This window comes from Ramlibacter sp., from assembly GCF_035655895.1.
Lineage (GTDB): Bacteria > Pseudomonadota > Gammaproteobacteria > Burkholderiales > Burkholderiaceae_C > Ramlibacter.
The window spans coordinates 1,024,215-1,036,957 of sequence record NZ_DASRTN010000006.1; the positions used below are offsets into that span (position 1 = coordinate 1,024,215).

General features: G+C 71.6%; 17 protein-coding genes. 8 read left to right on the forward strand and 9 right to left on the reverse strand.

Going from position 1 to position 12,743, the window contains the following annotated elements:
• Positions 1–80 precede the first annotated feature (80 nt).
• The 3 genes from VFE82_RS07890 to VFE82_RS07900 all read right to left on the reverse strand — a co-directional run bounded on the left by VFE82_RS07890 (position 81) and on the right by VFE82_RS07900 (position 1,059).
• Complete coding sequence (locus VFE82_RS07890) at positions 81–323, reverse strand: DUF6139 family protein (protein ID WP_324999706.1); 243 nt, start codon at positions 321–323, stop codon at positions 81–83.
• A gap of 20 nt (positions 324–343) precedes the next feature.
• A complete protein-coding gene (locus VFE82_RS07895) occupies positions 344–514 on the reverse strand; it encodes a hypothetical protein (protein ID WP_324999707.1) in 171 nt (56 codons plus the stop codon).
• Between the two features lie 110 nt (positions 515–624).
• A complete protein-coding gene (locus VFE82_RS07900) occupies positions 625–1,059 on the reverse strand; it encodes a hypothetical protein (protein ID WP_324999708.1) in 435 nt (144 codons plus the stop codon).
• Positions 1,060–1,188: 129 nt separating this feature from the next.
• On the opposite strand from VFE82_RS07900, the gene VFE82_RS07905 reads away from it, so the two are divergent.
• Complete coding sequence (locus VFE82_RS07905; RefSeq protein ID WP_324999709.1) at positions 1,189–1,401, forward strand: hypothetical protein; 213 nt, start codon at positions 1,189–1,191, stop codon at positions 1,399–1,401.
• A gap of 21 nt (positions 1,402–1,422) precedes the next feature.
• Here the strand turns inward: VFE82_RS07905 and VFE82_RS07910 are convergent, their stop codons facing one another.
• Positions 1,423–1,653 carry a hypothetical protein gene (locus VFE82_RS07910; protein WP_324999710.1) on the reverse strand — a complete coding sequence of 77 codons (231 nt, stop codon included), beginning with the start codon at positions 1,651–1,653 and terminating at the stop codon, positions 1,423–1,425.
• Positions 1,654–1,773: 120 nt separating this feature from the next.
• Here VFE82_RS07910 and VFE82_RS07915 point away from each other — a divergent pair, with 120 nt between their 5' ends.
• A complete protein-coding gene (locus VFE82_RS07915) occupies positions 1,774–2,598 on the forward strand; it encodes an exodeoxyribonuclease III (protein WP_324999711.1) in 825 nt (274 codons plus the stop codon).
• 24 nt (positions 2,599–2,622) lie between these two features.
• Here VFE82_RS07915 and VFE82_RS07920 read toward each other — a convergent pair whose 3' ends face one another.
• Both VFE82_RS07920 and VFE82_RS07925 read right to left on the reverse strand, forming a co-directional pair.
• Positions 2,623–3,513 (reverse strand): MBL fold metallo-hydrolase, encoded by an 891-nt coding sequence (locus VFE82_RS07920; protein WP_324999712.1) that lies wholly within the window; start codon positions 3,511–3,513, stop codon positions 2,623–2,625.
• A 216-nt stretch (positions 3,514–3,729) separates the two neighbouring features.
• Positions 3,730–4,296, reverse strand: coding sequence for a DUF924 family protein (locus tag VFE82_RS07925; RefSeq protein ID WP_324999713.1), 567 nt, complete (start codon positions 4,294–4,296; stop codon positions 3,730–3,732).
• Positions 4,297–4,379: 83 nt separating this feature from the next.
• Here VFE82_RS07925 and VFE82_RS07930 point away from each other — a divergent pair, with 83 nt between their 5' ends.
• The 5 genes from VFE82_RS07930 (at position 4,380) to VFE82_RS07950 (ending at position 9,032) form a co-directional block, all read left to right on the forward strand.
• Entirely contained in the window at positions 4,380–4,670 is a 291-nt protein-coding gene (locus VFE82_RS07930; protein ID WP_324999714.1) for a hypothetical protein, read from the forward strand.
• 149 nt (positions 4,671–4,819) lie between these two features.
• Positions 4,820–7,120 (forward strand): YgiQ family radical SAM protein, encoded by a 2,301-nt coding sequence (locus tag VFE82_RS07935; protein ID WP_324999715.1) that lies wholly within the window; start codon positions 4,820–4,822, stop codon positions 7,118–7,120.
• A 269-nt stretch (positions 7,121–7,389) separates the two neighbouring features.
• The gene (locus VFE82_RS07940) at positions 7,390–8,031 is read left to right on the forward strand and encodes a hypothetical protein (RefSeq protein ID WP_324999716.1); all 642 of its coding nucleotides are present in this window, start codon (positions 7,390–7,392) and stop codon (positions 8,029–8,031) included.
• 61 nt (positions 8,032–8,092) lie between these two features.
• Entirely contained in the window at positions 8,093–8,512 is a 420-nt protein-coding gene (locus VFE82_RS07945; RefSeq protein WP_324999717.1) for a VOC family protein, read from the forward strand.
• Between the two features lie 106 nt (positions 8,513–8,618).
• The gene (locus VFE82_RS07950) at positions 8,619–9,032 is read left to right on the forward strand and encodes a GFA family protein (protein WP_324999718.1); all 414 of its coding nucleotides are present in this window, start codon (positions 8,619–8,621) and stop codon (positions 9,030–9,032) included.
• Positions 9,033–9,077: 45 nt separating this feature from the next.
• Here the strand turns inward: VFE82_RS07950 and VFE82_RS07955 are convergent, their stop codons facing one another.
• Complete coding sequence (locus tag VFE82_RS07955) at positions 9,078–9,362, reverse strand: hypothetical protein (protein ID WP_324999719.1); 285 nt, start codon at positions 9,360–9,362, stop codon at positions 9,078–9,080.
• Positions 9,363–9,572: 210 nt separating this feature from the next.
• On the opposite strand from VFE82_RS07955, the gene VFE82_RS07960 reads away from it, so the two are divergent.
• Positions 9,573–10,247 (forward strand): response regulator transcription factor, encoded by a 675-nt coding sequence (locus tag VFE82_RS07960; protein ID WP_324999720.1) that lies wholly within the window; start codon positions 9,573–9,575, stop codon positions 10,245–10,247.
• Between the two features lie 96 nt (positions 10,248–10,343).
• On the opposite strand, the gene VFE82_RS07965 is transcribed toward VFE82_RS07960, so the two are convergent.
• Together VFE82_RS07965 and VFE82_RS07970 are read right to left on the reverse strand one after the other, a co-directional pair.
• Positions 10,344–11,243 carry a CpsD/CapB family tyrosine-protein kinase gene (locus VFE82_RS07965; RefSeq protein WP_324999721.1) on the reverse strand — a complete coding sequence of 300 codons (900 nt, stop codon included), beginning with the start codon at positions 11,241–11,243 and terminating at the stop codon, positions 10,344–10,346.
• A gap of 5 nt (positions 11,244–11,248) precedes the next feature.
• Positions 11,249–12,631 (reverse strand): GNVR domain-containing protein, encoded by a 1,383-nt coding sequence (locus tag VFE82_RS07970; RefSeq protein WP_324999722.1) that lies wholly within the window; start codon positions 12,629–12,631, stop codon positions 11,249–11,251.
• Between the last annotated feature and the right edge of the window lie 112 nt (positions 12,632–12,743).

The following is a 12,743-nucleotide window of genomic DNA, read 5'->3' on the forward strand; positions in this document are numbered from 1 at the left end:
GCGGCTGATCAGGGCCGCCTGCGCCACATGGCGCGCGGACCGGCGCCACGTGCACGTGCACGCCGGGCCGGCGGCCGGGCTCAGTCGCCCGCTTCGACCTGGTGGGTCACGCTGGTGATGGCGTAGCCCTTCTCCTCGATCTGGTGGCTGGCATCGTCGATGCCGTACTCGGTCAGCGGCTGGTGCACGTCCAGCTCCGTCGCGGTGGCGACCAGCCGCCAGTCGACGTTGTCGGCTTCCTGCGGGATCGGCTGGCCGGCGGGCACCGCCAGGTAGGACAGCTTGTGTTCGGGCTCGGGACGGCGATAGATGTCGAGTTGCATGGTGGCTCCTGTGGTGTGGTTCAGCCGCCCTGGTGCGGCCGCTTGCCCGGGTTCTTCTTGTTGCGGGTGGACGTGCCGCGTTCCTGGCTGATCTTCTGTCCGGTCGAACTGCGCGGGGGCGTGTAGCCGGCGCTGGCCTTGGGTGCGGGACTGCGGCGGCGGTCCGCCTCGGTGACGATCTTGTTGCCCATGCGTTGACTGCTCCTGTGTGGATGGGGCCATTGCGCCACGGCCGCCGCCCGGCTGGCGTAGGCCTGCTCTTGCAATCGGTGTCAGCAGGGCCTGCACGCCGGCGGCTGGCTCAAGGGCAGCGCACCGCCTGGCCGACGACGGTGCAGGCGCCCGTTGGGCCGATCAGCTGGGGTCCGGCCCGGTTCAGGCGGGTGCCGTTGCTGTCCCAGCAGCCGCCGGCATCGCAGGCCGTGATGAAGGGCGGCGGCGCGGGCGGTCGCGGCACCACCGGCGGCCGGGGCCGCGCCGCTTCGGGCATGGCGATCACGGGCGGCGGCACCACCACCGGCGCGCGGGCGGTGGGCGGCGGCCGCTCGGCGGCGCCGGTGCCGCCGAGGCACGCGCGGGTGGCGGCGGCACGCCGGGCCTCGACGGCGGCAGTGCCGGCCGCGGGATCGGCGCGGGCGGACTCCAGCGCGGCGAGCGCGCGCCCGCAGTCGGCGGACTTGAGCGGGTCCTGCTGCGCGGCTGCGCCGCCGACGAACCAGGCGAAGGCGAGAACCACGGCGAACGGCACCCTGCAGCGCAGGCGTTCCGGGGGGCGTCGCGGCGCCGCGGTTGTGCCATGCGCTCCTACGCCGATGCGCAGGCCGGGACTACTCCGCGACCCGGGCGGCGGCGCGACCATCCCGGCATGCCTTCCAAGCAGGACACCAGCCCGACGCGCGCCCGGCGCGCGCCCGACCAGACCACGTCGGCCCCGGCCAAGCCGGACCATGGCGAGAACAGCGCCAGCACCATCGTGGAGGCGCCGCAGAAGCGGCGCGGCAAGCTCGATCCGCATGATTTCCCCGACGGCGGTGGCAGCGGCGGCGCCGAAGCCTTCCGCCGCAGCCGGGTGAAGTGATGCCAGGGCAGCGCGCCCGCTTCAGGGCGACTCGCGCTTGTCCTCGTCCTTGAGGAAGCCGGCCTGGTTCTCGTCCCGGCCGGGCCTGGCCTCGTCGTCGGACTGGCCGCGCGGGCGCGGCGTGCCGGGACGGGACTGGGCGTCGCTGCCGCCTTCCCCGGTGAGGCCCTCCAGGGTGCCGGTGTTGCGCGCTTCCTCGCCCAGCACGTCGGGCTGCGCCGCGGGGGCGCTGTGTTCCTCGGGATCGTTCATCGCATCTCCTGGCGAGCGTCCACTGTACGCAGCGGGCCCACGCGACCGCCGTAGGACGCCACCTCCCCGGGACGCGGTCCTACGGCCCCGCTCGGGTCCGCGCGCCAAGATCGGCCGGGCATGAAGATCGCCACCTTCAACGTCAACGGCATCAAGACCCGCCTGCCCAACCTGCTGGAGTGGCTTGACCGCGAGCGGCCCGACGTCGTCTGCCTGCAGGAGCTCAAGGCCCTGGACACCGCCTTTCCCGCGCGCGAGCTGCGCGAGGCAGGTTACCAGTCGCTCTGGAAGGGGCAGCGCTCCTGGAACGGCGTGGCGATCCTCAGCCGCGACGGCGAGCCGCTGGAGATCCGCCGTGAGCTGCCTGGCGACCCGGAGGACGAGCACAGCCGCTACCTCGAGGCGGCGGTCGGGGGCGTGGTGGTCGCCTGCCTCTATCTGCCCAACGGCAATCCGCAGCCCGGGCCCAAGTTCGACTACAAGCTCGCCTGGTTCGAACGGCTGATCACGCACGCGGCCAGCCTGGTGGACAACGGGCACCCGGTGATCCTGGCCGGCGACTTCAACGTGGTGCCCACCGACGCCGACATCTACAACCCGCGGTCCTGGAAGAAGGACGCGCTGCTGCAGCCGGAGAGCCGTGCCTGCTACCAGCGGCTGCTCGCGCAGGGCTGGACCGATTCGCTGCGGCACCTGCATCCGGACGCTGCCGTCTACACCTTCTGGGACTACTTCCGCCAGCACTGGGACCGCAACGCGGGGCTGCGCATCGACCACCTGCTGCTCAACCGCGTGCTCGCGCCCTGCCTGGCCGACGCCGGCGTGGACGCCTGGGTGCGCGGCCAGCCGCATGCGAGCGACCACGCCCCGACCTGGGTGCGGCTGGAGCTGCAGCGCGCCAGCAGCCCGGGGCCGAAGGCCGCGCGCGCCCGCAGATCGCGCTGACGCGGTGGGCGCTGGCCGCCCGCTTCAGTGCGCCGCGGCCCAGCCGCGCGGCAGGTGCGCCGCCACCGGCGCGTTCATGGCGTGGCCGGTGAGCAGCTCGAACTCCACCGGATCGTGCCCGCAGCAGATCGTCACCTCGTGGCCATGGTCGCGCCGCAGCTCGCGCAGGCGCTGCTGGTTGGCCAGCCGCGCCTTGCGGTCCTTCTCCAGCATGGTCTGGTACAGCCGCAGCCCCGGGGTGCACCAGGGCCGCTCCAGGTCCATCTCGCGGTAGTGGAAGTAGGCATCGCCGGCCTGCAGCAGCCAGCGGCCGTCGGGCCCGCGCACGGCCACGCCCGCATGCCCGTGCGTGTGGCCCGGCAGCGGCACCAGCAGCACGTCGGGCGGCAGGCCCGCCAGGCTGCTCACCGCGTCGAAGCCGAACCAGCGCTCGCCGCGCTCGGTTCCGTAGACACGCCACTGCGGCCGGGTGCCCCATTGCTGCGGCCGGAAGCGCTGGCGGTCCATCCACGTCTTCTGCATCACCGCGTAGTCACGCTCGACCGCGAGCATGTGGACCGACGCGTCCGGGAAATCGTCGAGCCCGCCGGCATGGTCGAAATCCAGATGGGTCATCACGATGTGCCGCACGTCGCTGCGCCGGTAGCCCAGCTGCTCGATCTGGCGGGCCGCGGTCATCTCCTCGCGGAGGTCCGGCTTGACCAGCGCGAGGAAGAAGGCAGACAGGCGGGTCCGCGGCGAGGCCACGTCGCGCAGGCCGAGGCCGGTGTCCACCAGCACCAGGCCGTCGTCGGTCTCCAGCAGCAGGCAGTGGCAGCAGAGTTGCCCGCGGGTGAGCACGCCGGGCGTGCGGCCGTCCATCAGGTGGCCGCCGGCCGGGCAGGTGGAAATGCAGTTGAGGTGGTGGATGCGCATGGAGAGGGTCCTTCCCGATCCAGTGTGCGCAGCCGGCGGGTGCGCCGCTGTCGGCTTGCTTCCCGTCGCCGCGCGCAGCCCGTCCGGCGCTGAGGTCGCGACCGGCAGCTGCGGGCGTGGCGCCAGTGGCTCCAGGGTGGTGGCCGAGCTTGCCGGCGAACGCCGCATCGCGTTCAACGCGGAAGGGATCCTCCGCCGCGGTCCCGGACGGGACGGTCAGCCCGCGAAGCCGCCGCCGTCGAGGAAGGCCTGTTCCTGCGCGGTCGTCCGCCGCCCGAGCAGGGCGTTGCGGTGCGGGAAGCGGCCGAAGCGCGCCACGATGTCGCGGTGGATGCCGGCATGGCGCGACGCGTCGTTGGCCAGGGCGCTGCACAGCTGCAGGGCGCGGTCCTGGTCGGGCAGCCACTCGGAATGCATGAGCGGGAGGTAGACGAAGTTGCGCAGGTCGTGGTCGGGCAGCGCCGCGTCGTGGCCGGCGGCGATCGCGCGCTCGGCCACCACGCGCGCCAGCGCGTCGGTGGCAAACATGCGGGCGCTGCCGCGGAAGGCATTGCGCGGGAACTGGTCGAGCAGGATCAGCAGCGCGAGCGCGCCGTCCGGCGTGCCGGCCCAGCCATCCAGCGCGCCGCGGGCCGCTTCCTCGTGTGCCGCGAGGAAGCGCTCGCGGAAGGCGCGGTCGAACGCCTCGTCCTTGCGGAACCAGCGCGCGCGCCCGGCCTCGGCCCAGAAGGCCAGCACGTCGGTCGCCGCACTGGGCAGGGGGGTGGAACAGGTCGCATCCATCGGCGCATCGTAGCCGTGGGCCTACAGCCACGCCGTGGCGCCGCTCCTAGAGTCGCTGGCATCCCCGCATCGGAGACCACCGCATGAGCAGCACCAGCACCAGCATCGGCCGGGGTCCGGCCCACGGCAGCAACGAGAACCACAACGGCGACCCGACCAACAAGACGATGGGCGAAGACGCCTCGCAGGACGATCCGCCCGCCGGCAACGACATCCTCGAGCAGGCCGCCCCCGACATGCCCGCCGGCGTCCAGGGCGGCCAGGCACGCCCCGGCATCGCGAAAGGGCCGCAGAGCTACCCGGACGGGCCCAACGTCGAGGACAGCCCCTGGGAGCTGGAAGCCGCCCGGGGCAAGCTGCCCAAGGACAAGTAGGCGGCACGCGCCGGAGGTGGCGCGCCTTCGGCGCAAGAGCCGCTGCTGCGGCGCACAGTGCCCTTGCGCGCGCAGGGGCACCGGATGCGCTGGAGGCGCCGCCAGGGGCTGCCCCGTAGAATGCCGGGTTCCCCCCAGTCCCCCTCCCTGTGAACGCCCCCGTCGACGTTTCCCTGTTCGCGCGCGCTGCCAAGCCGATCACCAGCTATCGGCGGCACTGGGCTGCGCGTTTCGGCACGGCGCCGTTCCTGCCGATGTCGCGCGAGGAGATGGACAAGCTCGGCTGGGACAGCTGCGACATCATCGTCGTCACCGGTGACGCCTACGTCGACCACCCGAGCTTCGGCATGGCGGTGATCGGCCGCGTGCTGGAGGCCCAGGGCTTCCGCGTGGGCATCATCGCCCAGCCCGACTGGCAGTCGGCCGAGCCGTTCAAGGCACTCGGCAAGCCCAACCTGTTCTTCGGCGTCACTGCCGGCAACATGGACTCGATGATCAACCGGTACACCGCCGACCGGAAGATCCGCAGCGACGACGCCTACACGCCCGGCGATGTCGGCGGCAAGCGCCCCGACCGCGCTTCGCTGGTCTATTCGCAGCGCTGCCGCGAGGCGTTCAACGATGTCCCCATCGTGATGGGCGGCATCGAGGGCAGCCTGCGCCGCATCGCGCACTACGACTACTGGTCGGACAAGGTGCGCCGCTCGATCCTGGTGGATGCCAAGTGCGACCTGCTGCTCTACGGCAATGCCGAGCGGGCGATCGTGGAGATCGCGCACCGGCTGGCGGCCAAGGAGCCGGTCGCGCAGATCACCGACGTGCGCGGCACCGCGTTCATCCGCCGCGAGACGCCCGAGGGCTGGCTGCAGATCGACTCGACCGAGGTCGACCAGCCCGGCCGCGTCGAGGAGCACATCAACCCCTACCTGACGGTGTCCGACCAGGCCAAGGCCCAGGGCGAGACCTGCGCCAAGGAGGAGGGCACGGGGACCGTGGAGCCCGCCCCGGCGGTCCAGCCCCTGGCATTCGTGCCGAACCCGCGCATCCGCCTCAACCGCGACCGCACGGTGATCCGGCTGCCCTCGTACGACCAGGTCAAGTCCGATCCGGTGCTGTACGCGCATGCCAACCGCGTGCTGCACCTGGAGACCAACCCCGGCAACGCGCGGGCGCTGGTGCAGGCGCACGGCGACCGCGACGTCTGGATCAACCCGCCGCCGATTCCGCTGACGACCGCCGAGATGGACCACGTGTTCGGCCTGCCGTATGCGCGCAGCCCGCACCCGGCCTACGCGGACGAGAACGGCAGCCATGACGGCGCGACCAAGATCCCGGCCTGGGAGATGATCCGCTTCAGCGTGAACATCATGCGGGGCTGCTTCGGCGGGTGCACCTTCTGCTCGATCACCGAGCACGAGGGCCGCATCATCCAGAGCCGCAGCGAAGACTCGGTGATCCGCGAGATCGAGGAGATCCGCGACAAGGTGCCCGGCTTCACGGGCGTCATCTCGGATCTGGGCGGACCGACCGCCAACATGTACCGCATCGGCTGCAAGACGCCCGAGATCGAGGCCGCCTGCCGCAAGCCCAGCTGCGTGTACCCCGGCATCTGCCAGAACCTGAACACCGACCACCGGCACCTGATCAACATGTACCGGCGGGCGCGGGCCCTCAAGGGGATCAAGAAGATCCTGATCGGTTCCGGGCTGCGCTACGACCTGGCGGTGCAGTCGCCCGAGTACGTGAAGGAGCTGGTGCAGCACCACGTCGGCGGCTATCTGAAGATCGCGCCCGAGCACACCGAGGGCGGGCCGCTGTCGAAGATGATGAAGCCCGGCATCGGCACCTACGACCGCTTCAAGACGATGTTCGAGAAGTACTCGGCCGAAGCGGGCAAGAAGCAGTACCTCATCCCGTACTTCATCGCGGCGCATCCCGGCACCAGCGACGAGGACATGATGAACCTGGCGCTCTGGCTCAAGCGCAACGGGTTCCGCGCCGACCAGGTGCAGACCTTCTACCCCAGCCCCATGGCCACGGCCACGGCGATGTACCACTCGGGCCGCAACACGCTGCGCAAGGTGCGCCGCGAGGGCACGCCCGAAGACGTGGTCGACATCGTGCGCGGCGAGAAGCGCCGGCGCCTGCACAAGGCGTTCCTGCGCTACCACGACCCGAACAACTGGCCCCTGCTGCGCGACGCGCTCAAGGCCATGGGCCGCGCCGACCTGATCGGCAACGGCAAGCACCACCTGATCCCGACCTTCCAGCCGGTGACGGACGGCGGCTACACGAGCGCACGCCGCAAGAACTCGACGCCTGGCGGCCAGCCGCCACGCGGCAAGCTGCTGACCCAGCACACGGGATTGCCGCCCCGGGTGACGGGCAGCGCCAAGGCGCCGGGCCTGAAGGCCGGCGGCGCCAAGGTGGCGCCCCGCAAGCCGCGCTGAGACGAGGGCCGCCGCCTCCCGGCGGCGGTTGCGCCGGTCGGTCGCAGTGGCCGCAGGCGGACGGCCGGCGACCGATGCCCGCGGCGGATCCCGTCGTCCGGCTGCCCCCCTGGCTTCCCTGAATCCGCCCTGGTGGCCAGGACCGCCCTGGCCGGGTGCGCCGGGTGCGGCGGGCACGTCGTCATCGACGCAACAGTTCCGCCGGCCCGCCTTGCCTCTGGCGCCGCGGGTGGATAAGGTCGCTTCCTCTTGCGACTGCCGCAGCCCCGATGCGCATCCTCTCCCGGTTCCTGTCCCTCTTCGTCGTGCTGGTCGGCGCGACCAACGCCATGGCCGACGCGCCGGTCGTCGTGCCACCCGACGCCTCCGTGGCCGGGGTTTCGCAGGCGGACTGGTCCCAGCGCTGGTGGGAATGGGCCGGCTCCTTCGACCGGGAGGAAAGCCCGGTCGCCGATCGCACCGGCGCGCTGTGCGGCAGCGGGCAGTCCGGCGACGTGTGGTTCCTGGCCGGCACCTACGGGACGCAGCGGACGGTGCGGACCTGCCGGGTGCCCCGGGGCAAGTACCTGTTCTTCCCTCTGATCAACTACGTGGTCGTGCGCCGTCCGGACAGGGCGACCAGTTGCGAGGCCGTCGCCAGCAGCGCGGCGAGCATCACCGAGGGCGTGTCGGCGCTGGTCCTGGAGATCGACGGCGTGCGCCACGGCGACCTGCACCGGCATCGCCTGGCGACCCGGGGCTGCTTCGACATCGGCGCGCGCACGCCCGAGCGGATCCGGGTCTACCCGGCCGCGGCCAATGGCTACTACGTGATGCTCCAGCCGCTGCCGCCCGGCCGGCACACGCTCAACTTCGGCGGCGCACTGCCCAGCATGCTGCAGGCCGTGACCTATTCGCTGGTCGTGGAATGAAGGCCCACCGGCGACCCATGCGACCGGGAGCGGCCGGCCGCAGCTTGTCCAAGGAGCATCCATGCATCCAAGCATCAGCGTCCTGACCCTGGGTGTCGACGACCTGGAACGTTCGATCGCCTTCTACCGCGACGGCCTCGGCTTTCCGACCCGTGGAATCGTCGGCGCGGAGCTCGAGAACGGCGCGGTTGCCTTCTTCGACCTGCAACCGGGGCTGAAGCTGGCGCTCTGGCCGCGCAGGAGCCTGGCCGCCGACAGCGGCCTCGCGATCGGCCCCGCGCATCCACCGGGGTGCTCGCTGGGGCACAACGTCGCCTCGGCCCAGGAAGTCGACGAGATCCTGCGGCAGGCCGGACGTGCCGGGGCGACCGTCGTGAAGCCGGGGCAGGCCACCTTCTATGGCGGCTACGCCGGCTATTTCCAGGACCCGGACGGCCACCTGTGGGAGGTCGTCTTCAATCCGGGCTTCTCGTCCCTGTGATCGGGATCGGGATCGGGATCGGGATCGGGATCGGGACCGGGACCTGGATGCGGATGCGGATGGCGCCAGGGCCACGACGGAATCATCGAGCAAGCGGCAGGGCCTGATGCGAGCATTTCACGGCGGCTGCGCCTGTGGCCAGGTGCGCTACGAGGTCGCAGCGGCACCCTTGCAGGTGGTCGCCTGCCACTGCAACCTCTGTCGCCGCATGACCGGATCGCCGTTCTCGGTCTACCTCGTCGCGCGCGCGAAGGACTTGCGCATCGTCACGGGCGAGCCGCAGCTGCGCACCTTCCAGGCCACCGAGCGGACGACGCGTCACTTCTGCGGGAGCTGCGGCACGCCCGTCTACAACGCCAACCCGGTGACCTACCGGGGCCTGGCGATGGTCTATGCCGGGACCGCCGACGATCCGCGGCCCCACGCCCCGACGATGGACATCTTCTGCGAGAGCAGGCTCGACTGGATCGTGCCGAACCCGGCGAGCCAGGTCTTCGACCGCGCGCCCGGGCCGGGCTGAGCGTCCGACCGGGGGCCATCCTGTCGGTGAGGGCCGCCAGCGGGGTCAACGCGCGGCGTCGAAGCGCCTCGCGTGCAGCTGCAACGCGACCCCGGTGACGCCGCGGCCGTACTCGACGCGCAGCACCTTCGCGAGGGCACGGAACCGCAGCCGTGCCTGCCGGAAGCCGATCTCCAGCGCGCACCACCGGTGGAGGATGTGGCTGCCCGCGAGGTACACGTAGAGGCCGTCGGGCGACACGTCCCGCGTCCAGCCCCGACGCCCGTCCTGCCACCGCACGGGCAGCCGCAGCGGTTCGCGCACGCTGGCGCGCCGGTCATGCAAAGCCATGGGCAAGTCTGCGCGCGTTTCGCGTCCCGGGGCATCGGCGGTTGCGGTGCCTTCCTCCGGGTGCTTTCTCCTGTGCTGTCCCGTTGCTCTTGCTGTCCGGCCATTGCAAGTTCCGGTGCAAACGCGTAATCGGATGAAAGAGTTCCTTGCTAGGCCAGCGGGCGCCTAACATGAGAAGACGATCAACACACAGAGAGCTGCACCATGGAAATGGTTGACCAGAAAAGCATCCGCGTTGCCCTGATCGCTTCCACCATGATGGGCTGGGCCTTGCAGCAGCTGGTCAGCGCATCCCCGCACCTGCGCTGGGTCGGCACCGCCGCCGGGTTCAAGGACGCCCAGGACGAACTGGTGCACCAGGCGGACGTCCTGGTGGTGGACCTGGAGGATCGGACCGAGGTCCCGGACCTGGTGCAGTTCGTGTCGGGCCGCATCCTGCGCGTGCTGGTCGTCACCAACCTGCGTGACACCGGCGCGCTCGACCCGGCGCTGCTGGCAGGGCTCCACGGCATCGTCCGCAAGAGCGATCCGCCGGCGACCCTGCTGACGGCCATCGAGCGGGTCCACCAGGGCGAGCTGTGGCTGGACCGCGGCGCCACGAGCCGGATGTTCATGCACATCGTGCGCCACAAGGCCGCACAGCGCGAGAACCCCGAAGGCATCCGGATCGCAACGCTCACCGGGCGCGAGCGCGAGGCGATCGCAGCCCTCGTCGCCGACACATCGGTTCCGGCCAAGGTGATCGCCAGCCGGCTGTCCATCAGCTCGCACACTTTGCGAAACCATCTCACCTCGATTTACCGGAAGCTACAGGTGAACAACCGGCTCGACCTGTACGCCTACGCGGCCCGGAACGATCTGGGCCGGCAGACCGAGGCGCATTGACGGTGACTGTGCCGGCGGTTCGAAGCGGCCCTGGCCGCCTCGACCGCCCCCTCGACCCGCAGGGCCGAGGCGCGCTGGCAACCCGTTGCCCGGTGCTCAGGAGCGATGCTGGTTCATCACCATCCCGGCCACTTCCACCTGCTGCTGCCCCAGCTTGGCCAGCAGCGTGCGCAGATCGTCCATGGTGCTGCAATCCTTGCGACCGACGACCAGCGCCGCGCCGGCCGTCGCCGCCACCAGGCGGGCGTCGGGACCGCAGGCGTCGGCCGGCGTGTCCACCACCACGTGGTCGAACGCGAGCAGCATCTCGAACACCAGCAGGCTGAGGCGCGGGCTCTGGAGCAGTTCGACCGGATTGGGCGGCACCGTTCCGGCCGGCAGGAAGAACAGGCCGGGCACCTGCGGCACCGGCTGCACCAGCGAGTGGCCACCGTCGCCCCGCAGGATGCTGCTCAGACCCTCCAGGTCCTCCATGCCGAGCAGCCGGTGCAGCCGCGGGCTGCGCAGGTCGGCATCGACCAGGAGCGTGCGGCCTCCGAGTTGGCCGAAGCTGGCCGCGAGGTTGGCGGCCAGGTAGCTCTTGCCGTCCCGGCGGCCCGGACCGACCACGGCCAGCGCCACCTTCGTCTTGCGCTCCAGCGCCTTGGCCGCCAGCTGGATGCGCAGCTCGCGGAACACCTCGGCTGCCTCGCCGAAGGGATCGGCCGCCACCACCAGCTCGGGGTCGCCCTGGTACGGGCAGGGCGACGGCACCGGTGTGCGCAAATGCCGGGCCAGTGCATCCGGGACGCGGGTCCTCTCGAGGGCCAGCTCGCCCGGTGCGTCCGCGTAGCTCAGGCTGAGCCGGCGCTGCCGGCGCAGCACGCGCTCCATGTCGACCTGGCCCCCATCGCCGCGCCGCCGCGAGGGGTCGTCCAGCGGGTCGGCGCCTCCATCGAAGGGTTTGTCGCCGCCAGCGGTCAGCCCGCCGGCCGGTTCGGCATTGAACGCTCTCATGTCGGTCACCTTCCCTGGAAGCCCAGCGCGAGCTGGTGTTGCCGCGCACCCGAGTCGGGCAGGACCACCAGCAGGGACTGGCCCAGCTGGTGGGTCACGTCGGCCGCCACGCGCAGCCGGCGGTTCCACGATTCGCGCCAGAGCGCCGCGAACAGCGCGAGCAGGAGACCCGCGACCGCGGCCGCGGCGATGTTCAACCCGGCGCGCGGCCAGCTCGGGGCGAGCGGCGCGGTCGCCGATTTCAGGATCGAGACCGTCGCGCGCACGGCCCCCGCTTCGACCGTGGTCTGGCTCGCCCGCAGGAGGACGGCGTCGTACGCCCGCTGCGCGTTGTCGACTTCGCGCTGCAGCACCTGCGCGCCGTTGCGCTCGGCCCGCAGCGCCAGCAGCGTCGCACGCTGCTGCTCCAGCGCCTGCCGGGCCTGGGCGAGCCGGTCGCTCGCCATGCGGCTCTCGATCCCGATTCCTTCGGTGGCGCGCCGGGTGGCGGCCTCCAGCCGCGTGCGCAGGCCGGCCAGCGCCTGCCGGGCCTCCTGCACGTCCGGATGCTGCTCACCCCGCCGGGACAACTGCTCCGTGAGCCATTGCTCCTGGCGGGCCACTTCGTTGGTCAGGGCGAAGACGGTCGGGCTGCGCTGCACGTCGCCGAAGCCGTCCGGATTGGTAGTCGACTGGCGCCGGCGTTCCTGCGCGTCGGCGGCTGCGGCCTGGAGGATCGCCACGTGCGAGCTCAGCTCCGCCAGCCGGGTGTTCTCGACGTCCAGCCGGTCGTCCGTGCTGACGATCCCGTGCGCGCGCTGGTAGGCCGCCAGCTTCGCCTGCGCCTGCTCCAGCTCGCCGCGCAGGCGCGTGGACAGCTCGTCGAAGCGCGCGTTGTATTGCCGCGCGGGCTCCTGCTGCATCGAGGCCGCGTTGCGAATGTAGGCCTGGGTGACCGCGTTGGCGACCTGCGCGGCGGTGTCGCCGCGCGGCGCGGTGAAGGAGACGGTCATCACGTTCGATTCGCGCGTGGGCCGCACGTCCAGCTTGCGCACCAGTTCCCCGGCCAGCCAGTGCTCGAACGAGCCCTGGCCCTCGGTCCTGGCGATCCAGCGCGCGCGCCATCGGGGATCGTCCTGCAGCTTCAGCATCCCGACGACCGACAGCGCCACGCGCTCGCTGCGCACCACCTCGATCTCGGTCGGCAGATGGTTGGGCATGCCGGTCGGGATGGGGCCGCCGAGCAGCGGGTCCGGCGTGCGGGGCTCGACCATCATCGCCGCGGTGGCCGTGTATTGCGGCGCAGCCACGACGGAGACGAGCGCCGCCGCACTCACCACGGCAAGCCAGATCGCCAGCGCCAGCTTCCACCGTGCGCGCAGCACCTCGACGAATCGCTCGAAGGACATCCGGACCTCCTGCGCGCCGACAGCGGCGCCACTGCTGGTCATCATCGGGCTGCGGCCGGCCGATGTCTCTAGGACAGATGGCCCGGCCCTCGTGGGAGCGCCCGGCCAGGCC